The 13177-nt window shown below is 70.2% G+C and carries 19 protein-coding genes; 13 read left to right on the top strand and 6 right to left on the bottom strand.

All coding sequences use genetic code 11. The features are described 5' to 3' along the window. Positions 1-111: 111 nt before the first annotated feature. Positions 112-354 carry a hypothetical protein gene (locus C1I93_RS08985; protein WP_420811699.1) on the top strand — a complete coding sequence of 81 codons (243 nt, stop codon included), beginning with the start codon at positions 112-114 and terminating at the stop codon, positions 352-354. 32 nt (positions 355-386) lie between these two features. Beyond that, positions 387-584 (top strand): hypothetical protein, encoded by a 198-nt coding sequence (locus C1I93_RS08980; RefSeq protein ID WP_111242771.1) that lies wholly within the window; start codon positions 387-389, stop codon positions 582-584. Between the two features lie 125 nt (positions 585-709). On the opposite strand, the gene C1I93_RS08975 is transcribed toward C1I93_RS08980, so the two are convergent. From C1I93_RS08975 to C1I93_RS08965, 3 genes are read right to left on the bottom strand one after another with little or no spacing between them, the layout of a single operon-like run. Next, positions 710-1240, bottom strand: a complete 531-nt coding sequence (locus tag C1I93_RS08975; protein WP_111242770.1) for a DUF1360 domain-containing protein — start codon at positions 1238-1240, stop codon at positions 710-712. A gap of 42 nt (positions 1241-1282) precedes the next feature. Continuing rightward, positions 1283-1600, bottom strand: a complete 318-nt coding sequence (locus C1I93_RS08970; RefSeq protein ID WP_111242769.1) for a hypothetical protein — start codon at positions 1598-1600, stop codon at positions 1283-1285. Further along, positions 1600-1923 (bottom strand): DUF6158 family protein, encoded by a 324-nt coding sequence (locus C1I93_RS08965; protein WP_111242768.1) that lies wholly within the window; start codon positions 1921-1923, stop codon positions 1600-1602. Before C1I93_RS08965 ends, C1I93_RS08970 begins: the two co-directional genes overlap by 1 nt. A gap of 125 nt (positions 1924-2048) precedes the next feature. Here C1I93_RS08965 and C1I93_RS08960 point away from each other — a divergent pair, with 125 nt between their 5' ends. Together C1I93_RS08960 and C1I93_RS08955 are read left to right on the top strand one after the other, a co-directional pair. Further along, positions 2049-2519: a hypothetical protein gene (locus C1I93_RS08960; RefSeq protein ID WP_111242767.1), complete on the top strand. Its 471-nt coding sequence runs from the start codon at positions 2049-2051 to the stop codon at positions 2517-2519. Positions 2520-2545: 26 nt separating this feature from the next. After that, positions 2546-2881, top strand: a complete 336-nt coding sequence (locus C1I93_RS08955) for a DUF3817 domain-containing protein (protein WP_111242766.1) — start codon at positions 2546-2548, stop codon at positions 2879-2881. A 53-nt stretch (positions 2882-2934) separates the two neighbouring features. Here C1I93_RS08955 and C1I93_RS08950 read toward each other — a convergent pair whose 3' ends face one another. Continuing rightward, complete coding sequence (locus C1I93_RS08950; protein WP_111242765.1) at positions 2935-3465, bottom strand: DUF6232 family protein; 531 nt, start codon at positions 3463-3465, stop codon at positions 2935-2937. Positions 3466-3921: 456 nt separating this feature from the next. Here C1I93_RS08950 and C1I93_RS08945 point away from each other — a divergent pair, with 456 nt between their 5' ends. Next, positions 3922-4893, top strand: a complete 972-nt coding sequence (locus C1I93_RS08945; protein ID WP_111242764.1) for a C40 family peptidase — start codon at positions 3922-3924, stop codon at positions 4891-4893. A 72-nt stretch (positions 4894-4965) separates the two neighbouring features. On the opposite strand, the gene C1I93_RS08940 is transcribed toward C1I93_RS08945, so the two are convergent. After that, positions 4966-5967: a sigma-70 family RNA polymerase sigma factor gene (locus C1I93_RS08940; protein ID WP_111242763.1), complete on the bottom strand. Its 1002-nt coding sequence runs from the start codon at positions 5965-5967 to the stop codon at positions 4966-4968. Positions 5968-6381: 414 nt separating this feature from the next. Here C1I93_RS08940 and C1I93_RS08935 point away from each other — a divergent pair, with 414 nt between their 5' ends. Beyond that, positions 6382-7077, top strand: a complete 696-nt coding sequence (locus C1I93_RS08935; RefSeq protein ID WP_111242762.1) for an SDR family NAD(P)-dependent oxidoreductase — start codon at positions 6382-6384, stop codon at positions 7075-7077. Here C1I93_RS08935 and C1I93_RS08930 read toward each other — a convergent pair. Continuing rightward, positions 7062-7739, bottom strand: coding sequence for a dTMP kinase (locus C1I93_RS08930; RefSeq protein ID WP_223256177.1), 678 nt, complete (start codon positions 7737-7739; stop codon positions 7062-7064). The two genes, C1I93_RS08935 and C1I93_RS08930, sit on opposite strands and share 16 nt — an antisense overlap. Here C1I93_RS08930 and C1I93_RS08925 point away from each other — a divergent pair. The 7 genes from C1I93_RS08925 to C1I93_RS08900 all read left to right on the top strand — a co-directional run bounded on the left by C1I93_RS08925 (position 7723) and on the right by C1I93_RS08900 (position 13176). Next, positions 7723-8562, top strand: coding sequence for a nucleotidyltransferase family protein (locus C1I93_RS08925; RefSeq protein WP_258378268.1), 840 nt, complete (start codon positions 7723-7725; stop codon positions 8560-8562). The genes C1I93_RS08930 and C1I93_RS08925 overlap by 17 nt on opposite strands. Beyond that, the gene (locus tag C1I93_RS08920) at positions 8559-8834 is read left to right on the top strand and encodes a hypothetical protein (RefSeq protein WP_111242759.1); all 276 of its coding nucleotides are present in this window, start codon (positions 8559-8561) and stop codon (positions 8832-8834) included. Before C1I93_RS08925 ends, C1I93_RS08920 begins: the two co-directional genes overlap by 4 nt. Before the next feature lie 10 nt (positions 8835-8844). Then, positions 8845-9621 (top strand): metallophosphoesterase family protein, encoded by a 777-nt coding sequence (locus C1I93_RS08915; RefSeq protein ID WP_111242758.1) that lies wholly within the window; start codon positions 8845-8847, stop codon positions 9619-9621. Beyond that, a complete protein-coding gene (locus tag C1I93_RS31430; protein ID WP_007464364.1) occupies positions 9612-9755 on the top strand; it encodes a GPGG-motif small membrane protein in 144 nt (47 codons plus the stop codon). Before C1I93_RS08915 ends, C1I93_RS31430 begins: the two co-directional genes overlap by 10 nt. A 184-nt stretch (positions 9756-9939) precedes the next feature. Beyond that, on the top strand, positions 9940-10440 hold the full coding sequence (locus tag C1I93_RS08910; RefSeq protein WP_111242773.1) for a TspO/MBR family protein: 501 nt from the start codon (positions 9940-9942) through the stop codon (positions 10438-10440). A 263-nt stretch (positions 10441-10703) separates the two neighbouring features. After that, the gene (locus C1I93_RS08905) at positions 10704-12059 is read left to right on the top strand and encodes an ABC transporter substrate-binding protein (RefSeq protein ID WP_111242757.1); all 1356 of its coding nucleotides are present in this window, start codon (positions 10704-10706) and stop codon (positions 12057-12059) included. Between the two features lie 64 nt (positions 12060-12123). Beyond that, positions 12124-13176, top strand: a complete 1053-nt coding sequence (locus tag C1I93_RS08900; protein WP_111242756.1) for a carbohydrate ABC transporter permease — start codon at positions 12124-12126, stop codon at positions 13174-13176. The last annotated feature ends 1 nt before the right edge of the window (position 13177 follow it).

The raw sequence follows: 13177 nt of genomic DNA, 5'->3' as shown, positions 1-13177 counted from the left end.
CCTGTGACCGGGGCAACCCCGGCACCGACGACCGAAGCGCGGCTGCCGGACGCCATCCTGGCCGACGTTCCCGTGGTCGACACCGCCGCGCTCGACGAGCCCACCACCGACCTGCCCGGCACCGCCGCCGCCGTACCCGACGAGGTGCTGATCGACGAGGTCAACACCCGGCCGCTGGACGAGCTGCTCGATGAGCTCTACCACGGACAGGAGCGGATCAGTCAGGTCGACATCTACCGCCGGGCGGTCGCCGCGGAACTGCCCGCGCAACTGCTCTCCCGGCTCAACGCGCTACCGCAGGGCGAGTACGCGGTCGACGAACTGGCCGACCTGCTGGGCGGCTCGGCGGGCTGACCCACCCCCGCAGCGCCGAGGAGAGGAACGCGATGTCGCGACCCGACGAAGAGCAGCACGAGCGAGTGCCCGCACTCGGCCAGCCACCGGAGGGCACGGACACCCTCCCCGAACCGGACTTCGCCAACGAACACGAACGCACCGCCGTCGACCGCGACATCATCACCGGCGCGGACGAGGAGGAACGCGAGCCTGAGTCGCCGCGCGGCTGGTCCGGAATGCAACGCTGAGCGGGCCGAACCGGCCAGAACGCCGAGGCGGGCGCAACTGGGCCCCGCACGCCGAGACGGACAGCCGATGCCGCCGGTGGGAAACCCTCCCACCGGCGGCATCGTCGACTCCCGGGTCAGTCGTCTCAGTCGTCGTGGTGTCCCTCGGCGCGCTGCTGGGCCGTCGCGTACGCCATCTGCAGGAAGTCCGAGGCGGCCACGGCGGTCAGCGCGGTGGCGACCAGGCGGGTCAGTCGCGGCGCGAGCACCAGACCGCCGGTGAATCCGGTGGCCACCCAGACCGCCAGACAGAACGGGCAGCTGAGCAACTCGCCGATGGCGTGTCGGGTGGAACTGCCCGAGTCGCGGACCTGCTCCATCACCTCGCCGCTGCCGATCGGCCTGTCGTACCGGGTGAAGGGGGCGCGCAGCGGGCTGGTGATCGCATCCTTGGACAGCAACCGGCTGAGCTTGTGGGTGGCGATGGAGAGCAGCACCACGTCTGCGGTGCTGGGCCGTTCCGGCACGGTCCGCCCGGTCACCTTGACCAGGGTGGCGATGGCGCCCGTCACCCCGGCGTAGGTGCCCATGGCGGCCAGGTAGCCGCCGAGCGGGCGATGTTCGTGCGGGGCGTACGCCTGGCGCAGCCGCGTCACCTTCTGCTTCAGTTCACTCACCCGGCCTCCTTCGGGTCCTCATGATCTTTTGGTCCGGCCGGGTCAGCCGGCCTGCAGGTTGTCGGCCACCTCGCGGGCGAGGTTGGTGAGGGCCTTCTCGGCCAGCCGGTCGGTCTCCTGGTCGCCGCCGGTCAGTTCGAGCCGGAGCCGGGCGCCGCCGGCGTCGCCGGCTTCCACGGTGAGGTCGGCCGCCCACTGCGTCTCCGGCGCGTCCCAACGGGCCTGCAATCGTTCGGCGTCACCGTCCCGCGACGCGGACAACAGCGGTTCGGGCAGCCAGGCGTTGGCCCGGTCCGGGTCGGTCGCCGTGTTGAAGACGACCTCCGGCGGGGCCGACATCCCACGCTCCGCGTACGCCATCACGCGTCCCGCAGCCGGCTCGGATCGATCTCCCGCCCGGGATGCCGGGCGAGGTACTCGGTCTCCAGGTCGGCGGTCCGCCGCAGGTGGTTGGCGAGGGCCGAGTCGGTCGCGTGCCGCAGCGTGTCCAGCCGGGTGCGGTGCAGGCTCTGCATCTCCCGGATGAGATCGTCGTCGGACAGTTCGACCGGGTCGATGCCGGGCAGGTCAGCGTCGAGCGACGGGGCTGCCACCCGGTCCTCGCTCCATTCGGGGATCCGCTGCTCGGGGCTGACCTCCGTGCCACCGGCGGGAAATCCGTCCTGATGTCCCGATGCCGTCATATCGCGCCCCCTCATGCGTTGTGGGCTGGCGTCTGTACGGTTGCCCACGCCGGCTACGGCCAAACCAGCGCCCGCCACTACGACACCGCGTCGGAGAGGGCCACCGGTCCCGGTACCCTCGTGGCATGAAGCGGCTCTGGACCCCGGCGTGGATAGCCCGCCACGTGGCCATGGTCGTACTGGTGACGTCCTTTCTCGGCCTTGGTTGGTGGCAGGTCAGCCGGGCCGCCGCGGGCAACGCCATCAGTTGGGGCTACGCCGTGGAGTGGCCGATCTTCGCCGGGTTCGTGGTCTTCGTCTGGTGGCGTGAGGTCCGGCACACGGTGCGCGAGGGACCGGCGGCCGACGCCGATCGGGGCACGAATCCACAGGCCACCGCCGCCGGCGAGCCGAGCACCGTCGCGCCGGCCGGCGCCCGCACCGGGCAGGGCGGCACCGATGAGGTACGACCACGCACCGCGATCCGCCGGCCGGTACGGGTCACCCGCGTCGCCGTCGACGACGGCGGCGACGATGCCGACCTGGCTGCCTACAACCGCTACCTGTCATGGTTGAACGCCAATCCGGGCGCGAAGCCCGGCGACTACCCCGGCTGAGCCGGGCCCGGAAGGACTGACGAGACGTGCGCGCTGCTCTCACCCGCTACCGCGTGATCGCCTGGATCGTCGGCGTGGTGCTGATCCTCCTGGTCGTGATCGGCATGCCGCTGAAGTACGGCTTCGACGAGCCGATCGTCGTGGAGACCGTGGGGCAGGCGCACGGCTTCCTCTACATGGTCTATCTGGTCGCCGCGTGGGACCTGTCCCGGCGGGCCAACTGGCCGCTCAAGCGCATGATCCTGGTGATGCTCGCCGGTACCGTGCCGTTCCTGTCGTTCTGGGCCGAGCGCCGGGTGAGTTCCCTGGTCGCGGTGGAGCAGCGGGAGCGCGAGCAGGCACCGGCGCCGGTGGCCGGCTGACCGACGCCCACTCGCGGCGGCTGGCGGCCACGGCGGCGGGCCGGCGGGGCCGGTCAGCGTCGCGGCCGCCACGGCTGCACGGTGGCGAGCGGGTCGTCCCAGCCGCCGTAGCTGTTCATCTCCCGAGCCCGGCGCAACGCCCGGGTCACCTGACCGAACTGCTGCTCGTCGTCGCTGCTGAAGAGCAGTTCCTCGGTGTCTCCGCGGCGCCCCCAGAGTTCGTGGGCGGGCGGACGCCAGCGGTCGCCGGCGGCGGCGAGCAGCACCGGCACCAGGAAGACCGCCCCGAGCAGGAGGTACGCCCCAGCGGTGAGCCGGTGCAGCCCGCCGGTGAAGCCGAGCACCAGGCCGGCACCGACGATCATCGAGGCGGAGATCAGGACGGCACGGGTCGCCACCCGGTCGTGTGGCCCCCGGGTGGTGTGCACATGGGTCAGCTCGGCAACCCGCCAACTGCTGCTGCCGACGGTGAACCGGTCGGCGGTGACGATGATCCCGGGTCGGGCGTAGAGCAGTGTCGGCGGCGGTGCCGCGCCGCCGTGTGGGGACCGGGGCGGTCGTGTCGTCGCATGCTCAGGGTTCACGGCCCCTCCCTTCACTGTTGGTGAGGCCGGGCCGATCCCGCCGCTGCCCTCGATGTCCGTACGGCGGGAATTGCGGCTGTGCGATTCATTGTCCGCCGGGTCCGCCACCGACCGCGCGCTTGTTTCCGGTGGTCAGCGGGACTTCCGGGCGGCCGCCGGTCAGGACTCGGCCGGCAAGTCCGACTTGTCGGTCATAGTGCGCGGCCGTCCGGACGCGATGCGTCGAAATCGACATTCCGGGCAGAGAGCGGTCGGCTCCGCGCCCACGTCACAGCCGAATGAGTTTCGTCTCAGCGGCACCACAGGTCCCGCCTTTGCCTGCGCGCCACACCAGCCCCGTACTACGTTGGGCGATGCCGGCCCGGTCGGCCGCCGTCCACCCGGACGGCACCGGGCCAGTGCCGTCACCGCGCCTCAGCAGCGCGCGACGGTTCTGGGAGAGGAGCACTTGAGCTCTTGTCGTCCCTGACACACACGCTGCGCGCCCTGACGGTGGCCGCCTTCTCGCTGGCGCTTGTCGCGCCGGCCACGGTGGCCCGGGCCGAGCCCTCCCCCGCCGAACTCACCAAGCGGATCGAGAAGTCCTCCGCCGAGTTGGAGCGGGTGGTGGAGTCCCACAACGAACTACGCGAAAAGATCAAGGAGAACCGGGCCGCAGTGAGCCGGCTCCGGGACCGGATCGGCCCCTTGGAGCAGCAGGCGGCGCAGAGCCGCGCCGACGTGAGCGAGATGGCCACCACCGCGTACAAGACCGGCAACCTGGCTGCCGTCGACGCCCTGCTGTACGACGGCGACCCGGCGTCGGTGCTCGACCGGCTCGGCACGCTGGACCACCTCACCCGGCAGCGGCAGGCGCGTATCGCCGGCTACACCGCCGATCAGCAGCGGCTGCTGGATGAGAAAACCCAGCTCGACGTGACGCTCAGCCAGCAGGCTGCCCGGTCCAAGGAACTCAGCGGGGCCAAACGGCGGATCGAGCGTGACCTGGCCAAGCTGTACGAGATGCGCCGGCAGGCGTACGGCCGGGCCACCGAGCGCCCGGCCAACCGCTCGGACAGCGTCCGCGACGCGCCCTCGGTCTCCGGCAAGGCCGGCACTGCCGTCCGGTACGCCTACGGCGCGCTGGGCAAGCCGTACGCCTGGGGCCAGGACGGGCCCAACGGCTATGACTGCTCCGGGCTGACCTCGGCCGCCTGGCGGGCGGCGGGCAAGCAACTGCCGCACAACACCCGGATGCAGTGGGGCGTGGTGGCGCACATCAGTCGCGGCGAGCTACGCCCCGGCGACCTCGTCTTCTACAACAGCCTGGGCCACGTGGCCATCTATGTGGGCGACGGGCAGGTCATCCACGCGCCGACCTTCGGTCGCAACGTGGAGAAACGCAGCGTGGATCTACTCCCGCCGTACGGCTACGGCCGGGTGCGCTGAGCCGACCCGCGCGAACAACGACGAACGGCCGGCGTCGCGGACGCCGGCCGTTCGTTCGTGATGGTGGTCAGGTCAGGCCGCCTGGAGTCCTTCCGCCCGCGCCAGCTCCCGGAGCCGGCCGAGTGCCTGGATCTCCAGCTGCCGGATCCGCTCGCGGGAGAGCGAGAACCGGGAAGCGACCTCGGTCAGCGAGTGCTCCCGCCCGTCCTCCAGCCCGTAGCGGGCCCGCATGATGCCGGCGGACCTGTCGTCCAGGTGGTTGAGCAGCCCCTCGATGCGCTGCCGCTCCAGCCCGGTCAGGACGATCTCCTCCGGCGACGGCGCGTCACTGTCGGCGACCAGGTCACCGAGGTTGGTGTCGCCGTCGTCGCCGACCGGCGTGTCCAGCGACACGGTGTCCTGCGACCAACGGACCAGCTCGTTGACCCGCTCGACGGTCACCCCGAGCGCCGCCGCGATCTGCTCCGGCTCCGGGTCGCCGCCCAGCTCGCGGGTGAGCTGACGGGCCACGTTACGCATCCGGTTGACGTCCTCCACCAGGTGCACCGGCAGCCGCACGGTGCGCTCCTGCTGGGCGATGGCCCGGCTGATCGCCTGCCGGATCCACCAGGTCGCGTAGGTGGAGAACTTGTAGCCACGCTCGTAGTCGAACTTCTCCACCGCCCGCACCAGGCCGGTGTTGCCCTCCTGGATCAGGTCCAGCATGGGCATGCCCGAGCGGACGTAGCGCCGGGCGATCGACACGACCAGCCGCAGGTTGGCCCGGATGAACAGGTCCTTGGCCCGTTCGCCCTCGGCCACCACCAGGCCCAGTTCCTCCCGGGTGGCGCCGGCGGGGACGCGGTCCGCACCGAGCAGGTGCTCGGCGTAGAGGCCCGCCTCGATGGCCTTGGAGAGGTCGACCTCCTTGGCGGCATCCAGCAGCGGCGTCCGGGAGATCTCGTGCAGGTAGACTCCGACCAGGTCGCGCTCCTCGGCTACCTCGTCGGTTCGCATTCCGATGTTCTTGTCCACGTTGCCCACGGTCCCCTCGCTCGCGCCGGTTGCCCGGTTCCTTGCCGTCTCCACGCTCATCAGTCAGCCCTCCCCGTAACCTCCGCTGTGCCCACCGGTGCTGACACCTACACAACAGATGAGACGTGTCGGGGATTCCAGGTCATGGGTCGAAAGTGTCACGAATGCCTGATAATCAGCTGAGAGCCCGGTCCATGTTTGCTGTCAGCACCCTGCCGGCCGCTGGCTGACAGGCACCTCGTGAGTGAATGGTTCGACGGATCGCCGACCGTACCGGTCCAAGGCAACACTGCCTGGCCCACGAGGCACAGCGACCCGGGTCACCACCGTGCTGCGATCCTGGTCACTGGCATGTACGCGTACGTGGACCGGTTGGTTCATCCACGCCTGTGGTAATACCCCACGCCCTGGTGAACAATCGGCTTCCCGGGTCTATGCCCGGTGCCGCCGGCGGGCGTACTAACGTGTGGGCCCATGGCGGATCGCAGTGTGCTGGTCACCGGGGGCACGGGCGGGCTCGGCGCGGCGGTCACCGCCGTGTTCGTCGAGGCGGGCTGGCGGGTGGTCGCGCCGCAGCGCCACACGCCGACGCCAGCCGCCGATCCGGGCGACAACGCACCCGTCCGGCTCGTCGCGGACCTCACCGACGCGGCCGACGCGGCCCGGGTGGCCGAGGTCGCCGCCGGTGACCCGGCGGCACCGTTGCGGGCCGTGGTCAACCTGGTCGGCGGGTACGCCAGCGCCGGCCTGGTGCACGAGACCCCGGTCGAGGAGTTCGACCGGATGCTCGCACTCAACCTGCGGCCGACCCACCTGGTCACCCGGGCGACCTTGCCGCACCTGGTCTCCGCCGGCGGTGGCGCGGTGGTCTGTGTGGCGGCCCGTGCCGCGCTCAGCCCCTTTCCGGGTGTCGCCGGTTATGTGACAGCGAAGGCCGCGGTGCTCGCCTTCGCCGCCGCCGTGGCGGTGGAGTACAAGGCGAGCGGTGTGCGCTGCAACACGGTGCTGCCCAGCGTGATCGACACCCCGACCAACCGGGCCGCCATGCCGGACGCCGACCATTCCCGCTGGGTGGCGCCCACCGAGATCGCGTCGGTGATCCGCTTCCTGGCCTCGGACGAGTCCGCGCCGACGAGCGGTGCCGCCGTGCCGGTCTACGGCCGGGCCTGAGCCGGGATCAGTCCCGGCGCCGGGGCGGCGGCCCGAGGCTCGCCGCGTGCCGTGCGCTGATCGGCCGGCCCGTCGCCGGCGGCCAACCAGCCGGCCAGGTGTCCCTCGATCTCCCGCGCCACGTCCTCCGCCGGCCGATCCGCGTCGACAGGCACGAAGGTGGGGTGCTCGGGCAGGGTGCGGTAGGCGAGGTCGGCGGCGGTCAGGTAACGCAGACTCTCGTGGTCGGTGCCCCGCCGCTCGATGCGCCGGTACGCCTCCGCCGGGTCCACCGCGAGCAGGAACGTCACCTGCGGCGGTGGGAAGATCCGGTACGCGGCCCGGACCAGCCGTTCCCAGCCCTGCCCGCCGTGCGCCCGCAGGCTGGCGTACTGGCAGGCGGCGTAGCGGTCCATCACCGCGACCCGGCCGGTCAGCACGCTTGTGAGCAGCGCCAGCGCGATGGCCAGCCACCGCAGCACGGACTCCAGCATCAGCATGGCGTCCCGCCCGAGCAGCGCCTGGGCGTCCGACCGGCCCAACCGGTGCGCCGCTCGGCCCAGCCAGCGCCGCCCTCCGGCGTTGCGGTGATAGGTGGCGGGGTGCCCGGCCCTGGTGAGGGTCTCGGCGAGGAGGTGCGCCTGGGTGGTCTTGCCCGACCCGTCGATGCCGATCAGAGCCACCGTGCGGAGTCGGGGCCTGCTGCCCTCCGCGGGTGCTCGGGGCGGCCTTGCCGGTCGCCTGACTCGCGTTGATCTGGCCACCCTCCACAGCCTATCCGACCCGCGCTTGCAACCCGTACTATTTGTCCTGTTTGATCGCTGTTCACGCCCTTCCGCAAGCCGTAGAGGTGTGGACGACCGGAATGCCGGGTACCGATCCGCCATCCACCCCGGTGCCGAGTTCGACGGGAGAGGCGAGATGGCCGAGCGCGAAGACGAGACTCTCCTGCACACCTTGAAGAAGGTCGCTGCCGTGCTCAAGCAGGCCGACATCCCGTTCGCGCTGGGCGGCAGCTTCGCCGTCTACGCGCACGGCGGGCACTCCAGCGAGCACGACGTCGACTTCCTGATCCGGGAGCCGGACGTGGAGGCCGCGCTGGCGGCGCTTGTCGAGGCCGGCTTCACCGCCGAGCGGCCGCCCGAGGACTGGCTGGTCAAGGTCTACGACGGCGGCCGGATGGTGGATCTGATCCACCGGCCGATCGAGACCCCGGTCACCGAGGAGACCTTCGCCGACACCGTGGTCCGGCCGGTGGACGCGATCCACATGCCGGTCCTCTCGGCCAGCCAGTTGATGGTGCACAAGCTGCTCAGCTTCTCCCAGCACTACTGCGACTTCGCCCGCGGCTTGCCACTGGCCCGGTCGTTGCGGGAGCAGATCGACTGGGAACGGGTACGCAAGGAGACGCAGCACTCGCCGTATGCCGAGGCGTTCCTGGTGCTGCTGGACAGGCTGGATGTCGTGCCGCAGGCAGGCACGGCCGACGGGAGGGACATACTGTGACCGCGCACCGTGACCGCGGCGCCGGGCCGCCCGACGAGTACGTCGAGGCGGAGATCCACCGGCTGCTCACCGAAGATCCGGCCGTCGCCGAACAGGGAATCACAGTGGTCCGCACCGAACGCGCACTCGTGCTGTACGGCGAGGTGGAGAGCGGACACCGGCGGGACGAGATCCTGCGCCGGGTGTCCGAGAGATTTCCGGACGTGCCGATCACCAGCGACATCGGGGTGATCCGCAAGCAGGCGCCCACGGAGATCGAGCAACTGCCCTGAGGGAGGTTCGATGGTTATCCGGATCGCCGCCGTGGGTGACGTGCATCTGGACCAGGACGTGGTCGGCCGGTTCCGGCCGGCACTTGAGGAGCTGTCCGGCAACGCCGACGCGCTGCTGCTCGCCGGCGACCTGACCCGGCACGGCACCGAGGACGAGGCGCGCTGCGTGGCTCAGGAGTTCGGCGGGCTGGACGTGCCGGTGATCGCCGTGCTGGGCAATCACGATCACCAGTGTGACCAGGTGCCACGGGTGGTCGGTGCGCTGGAGGAGGCGGGGATCGTCGTGCTGGAGGGCGACGGGGTGGTGCTGGACTGCCCCGGCGGCCGCCTCGGCGTGGCCGGGGTGAAGGGGTTCGGCGGGGGTTTCGCCGGCCGCTGCGCCAGCGACTTCGGCGAGCCGGAGATGAAGGCGTTCGTCCGCACCACCACCGAGAGCGCCGACCGGCTGGGCGAGGCACTGCGCTCGCTCGACTGCGACCTGCTGGTGGCGCTCACTCACTACTCCCCCGTGCCGGACACCCTTGCCGGCGAGCCGCTGGAGATCTATCCGTTCCTCGGCTGCTACCAGCTGGGGCAGGCGATCGACTCCGCGCCCACCGCGCTGGCCCTGCACGGGCACGCGCACCACGGCTCGGAGCGCGGCACCACCCCGGGCGGGGTGCGGGTACGCAACGTGGCCCACCCGGTGATCAAGCAGGCGTACAGCATCTTCGAGCTGGGCGATCACCTTGATCAGGCACAGGTTTCCGGAGTCGGAGCCGGGGGTATTCAGCAACCATGGAGCTGATTCTCTGGATTCTCGCAGTCGTACTGGTGGTCGCCGGCATCCTCGCGCTGTTCCGTCGACAGATCCTCTGGGGCATCGTCCTCATCGTGGTCGGGCTGCTCGTCGGCCCGGGTGGTGTCAGCATCTTCAATTGATGTGGCGGCGCAGGGCGCCGCGGCGTACTGGACCCGCCGAGGTCGTCGTGACCGGAACTCCGTCCTCCCGACTGGAGCTGCCGGACACGGCGACCTCGGCGTGTCCGCGTTCGTCGGCACCGGGTACGCCGTCGTACGGGGATGACCAGGTTTGCCGGCCCGGCTGGTGGAGAACCTGATTCCCATGCGCACGACTGCGGAGCACAGCGGGCAGCACACCCGAGCCGACCGACGGTGGTGGGCGCTGGCTGGGTTCGCGGCGGCCGTGGTCGCCGCCGCCGCGGTCGGCAGCCTGGCCGCCCAAGGCGCCGCAGGTGAGTACGCCAGCATCGCGCAGCCCGGCTGGGCACCGCCGTCCTGGCTCTTCGGGCCGGTCTGGACCGTGCTCTACGTGATGATCGCGCTGGCCGGCTGGCTCGCCTGGCGGCGGGCGGGGTTCGGCCCCGCACTGGCCGCCTGGGTGGCCCAGCTAGTGCTCAACGCCGCCTGGACCCCGCTCTTCTTCGGTGCCGGCCAGTACGGGCTGGCCTTCGCCGAGATCATCGTGCTCTGGCTGGCCATCGGCCTGACCGTCCTGCTGTTCTGGCGGGTCAGCCGACCGGCAGCGGCCCTGATGCTGCCCTACTGGGCCTGGGTCACCTTCGCCGCGGCGCTGAACTACTCCGTCTGGCAGCTCAACGGCTGACCCACGTCGCCGGTTGACGGGGGCGGGGCATCGAAGGATCGCTGCGCGGCCCGGCGCCGGTTCATTGATGACTGCGTTTCGCGCTGGTGGGAGCGCTTCCCACAAGCGTGAGCAGGTTTCCGGATTGTTACTCGGTCGTGTCCGTCCTGGGCTGGACCGGCACCTGATGCAAGCGCTTACATGGGCACACGCCCATCGGACCGGCGCCAGGTCAACCGGATGCGACCCCTCGGCCTGCGACGCCGGATAGGAAGGAGGACGGCATGGCGTTCCACGCCAGGCCACGCCAGGCCCTCGCGCTCGTTGGTGCGATCGGGCTGGCACTCAGCGCCACCGCTTGCGGCACCGGAAGCAGCAGCAACAACAGTGGCAACAACGACAACGCCGGTTCCGCCGAGTGCGCGCCCTACGAGAAGTACCAGGGCCACAACGGCAAGAAGGTCAGCATCTACTCGTCCATCCGGGACATCGAGGCCGACCGGCTCGACCAGTCCTGGGAGCAGTTCGAGAAGTGCACCGGGATCGAGATCAACCACGAAGGCAGTGGTGATTTCGAGGCCCAGCTGCCCGTACGCGCCGACGGCGGCAACGCGCCGGACCTCGCCTTCATCCCGCAGCCCGGCCTGCTCCAGCGGTTCGCCGAGCGCGGCCAGATCAAGGCCGCCAGCGCCGAGACCAAGGCGATGGCCGAGGAGAACTACCCGGCCGACTGGCTGAAGTACAGCACCGTCGGCGGCACCTTCTACGGCGCGCCGCTCGGGTCGAACGTGAAGTCGTTCGTCTGGTACTCGCCGAAGATGTTCCAGGAGAACAACTGGACCGTCCCGACCACCTGGGACGAGCTGATCAAGCTCAGCGACACCATCGCGGACAGCGGCACCAAGCCGTGGTGCGCCGGCATCGAGTCCGGCGAGGCCACCGGCTGGCCGGCCACCGACTGGATCGAAGACCTGATGCTGCGTACGCAGACCCCCGAGGTCTACGACCAGTGGACCACGCACGAGATCCCGTTCAACGACCCCCGGGTCGCCGAGGCGCTGGACCGTGCCGGCACCATCCTGAAGAACGAGAAGTACGTCAACGGCGGCTTCGGCGGGGTTCGCAGCATCGCGACCACCGCCTTCCAGGAGGCCGGCGTGCCGATCACGCAGGGCAAGTGCGCCATGCACCGGCAGGCGTCGTTCTACGCCAACCAGTGGCCGTCGGGCACCAAGGTGGCCGAGGACGGCGACGTCTTCGCCTTCTACTTCCCGGCCATCGACCCGGCCAAGGGCAAGCCGGTGCTGGGCGGCGGCGAGTTCGTGACGGCGTTCAACGACCGTCCCGAGGTGCAGGCGGTGCAGACCTACCTGGCCTCGGGTGAGTACGCCAACAGCCGCGCGAAGATCGGCGACTGGGTGTCGGCCAACAACAAGCTCGACCTGGCCAACGTCGCCAACCCGATCGACAAGCTCTCCGTGGAGATCCTCCAGGACGACAGCTCGGTCTTCCGGTTCGACGGCTCCGACCTGATGCCCGCGGCCGTCGGCCAGGGCACCTTCTGGAAGGGCATGGTCGAGTGGATCAACGGCAAGGACACCGCCACCGTGCTCCAGGGCATCGAGGGCAGCTGGAAGTGAGTCCAGTGGTGGGCCGGTCCGCAGGTGCGGGCCGGCCCACCGGCTCCATCCCCTGGGAGGGTTGATGAACTTCGACTTCGCCGACCAGTCGCCGAAACTCATGATGCTGTTGTGGGGGCTGGTCGCCTTCGCGGTGGTGGTCGGTGGCCTGCTCGTCCTGCTCGACGCGGTACCGGCGTTCTTCGCCCGACGCCGCGAGGCGCAACTGGTCGCCGCGTCCGCCAGCGGTGCGCCACTGCCCCGCCGGACCAAGCCCCGGGAAGGGCTGTTCGCGCTCTTCTTCCTGCTGCCGACGGTGCTGCTGCTCCTGATCGGGCTGGTCGTCCCGGCGATCCGGACCATCCTGCTGTCGTTCATGGACGGCAGCAGCCAGAACTGGGTCGGTCTGGACAACTACCGCTGGATGTTCGCCGAGGACGCGATCGAGCGGGTACTGCTCAACACGCTGTTCTGGGTGATCATGGTCCCCCTCGCCGCCACCACCATGGGCCTGCTCTACGCCGTACTCGTCGACAAGGCCCGGCTGGAGGTGGTGGCGAAGTCACTGATCTTCATGCCGATGGCGATCTCGTTCGTCGGTGCCGCCATCATCTGGCGGTTCGTGTACGCCTACCGCGGCGAGGACCAGGACCAGATCGGTCTGCTCAACCAGATCGTGGTCAGCCTCGGCGGCGAACCCCGGCAGTGGCTGCTCGACTCGCCACTGAACACCCTGCTGCTCATCGTGATCATGGTGTGGATCCAGGCCGGTTTCGCGATGGTGGTGCTCTCCGCGGCGATCAAGGCCATCCCGGCCGACATCGTCGAGGCGGCCCGCCTCGACGGCGTCACCCCGTGGCAGATGTTCTGGCAGATCACCCTGCCGAGCATCCGACCCGCGCTGATCGTGGTGGTGGTCACCATCTCGATCGCCACGCTGAAGGTCTTCGACATCGTCCGCACCACGACCAACGGCAACTACGACACCAGCGTGATCGCGAACGAGATGTACAACCAGGCGTTCCGCTACGGCCAGAACGGACAGGGTTCCGCGCTGGCGGTCTTCCTCTTCGTCCTGGTGATCCCCATCGTGATCTTCCAGATCCGGAACCTGCGTCAGCAGCGACGGGAGAGCTGAG

Origin of the sequence: Micromonospora endophytica (genome assembly GCF_003236305.1) — a bacterium.
In the GTDB taxonomy this organism is placed as follows: Bacteria; Actinomycetota; Actinomycetes; order Mycobacteriales; family Micromonosporaceae; genus Micromonospora; species Micromonospora endophytica.
This window is presented reverse-complemented; position numbering and strand designations above follow the sequence as displayed.

Excerpts from the sequence above, each read along its gene's own strand:
- C1I93_RS08980 (WP_111242771.1), top strand. The coding sequence starts at position 387 with ATGTCGCGACCCGACGAAGAGCAGCACGAGCGAGTGCCCGCACTCGGC.
- C1I93_RS08970 (WP_111242769.1), bottom strand. The coding sequence starts at position 1,600 with ATGGCGTACGCGGAGCGTGGGATGTCGGCCCCGCCGGAGGTCGTCTTC.
- C1I93_RS08965 (WP_111242768.1), bottom strand. The coding sequence starts at position 1,923 with ATGACGGCATCGGGACATCAGGACGGATTTCCCGCCGGTGGCACGGAG.
- C1I93_RS08960 (WP_111242767.1), top strand. The coding sequence starts at position 2,049 with ATGAAGCGGCTCTGGACCCCGGCGTGGATAGCCCGCCACGTGGCCATG.
- C1I93_RS08940 (WP_111242763.1), bottom strand. The coding sequence starts at position 5,967 with ATGAGCGTGGAGACGGCAAGGAACCGGGCAACCGGCGCGAGCGAGGGG.
- C1I93_RS08935 (WP_111242762.1), top strand. The coding sequence starts at position 6,382 with ATGGCGGATCGCAGTGTGCTGGTCACCGGGGGCACGGGCGGGCTCGGC.
- C1I93_RS08925 (WP_258378268.1), top strand. The coding sequence starts at position 7,723 with ATGCCGATCAGAGCCACCGTGCGGAGTCGGGGCCTGCTGCCCTCCGCG.
- C1I93_RS08915 (WP_111242758.1), top strand. The coding sequence starts at position 8,845 with ATGGTTATCCGGATCGCCGCCGTGGGTGACGTGCATCTGGACCAGGAC.
- C1I93_RS31430 (WP_007464364.1), top strand. The coding sequence starts at position 9,612 with ATGGAGCTGATTCTCTGGATTCTCGCAGTCGTACTGGTGGTCGCCGGC.
- C1I93_RS08910 (WP_111242773.1), top strand. The coding sequence starts at position 9,940 with ATGCGCACGACTGCGGAGCACAGCGGGCAGCACACCCGAGCCGACCGA.
- C1I93_RS08905 (WP_111242757.1), top strand. The coding sequence starts at position 10,704 with ATGGCGTTCCACGCCAGGCCACGCCAGGCCCTCGCGCTCGTTGGTGCG.
- C1I93_RS08900 (WP_111242756.1), top strand. The coding sequence starts at position 12,124 with ATGAACTTCGACTTCGCCGACCAGTCGCCGAAACTCATGATGCTGTTG.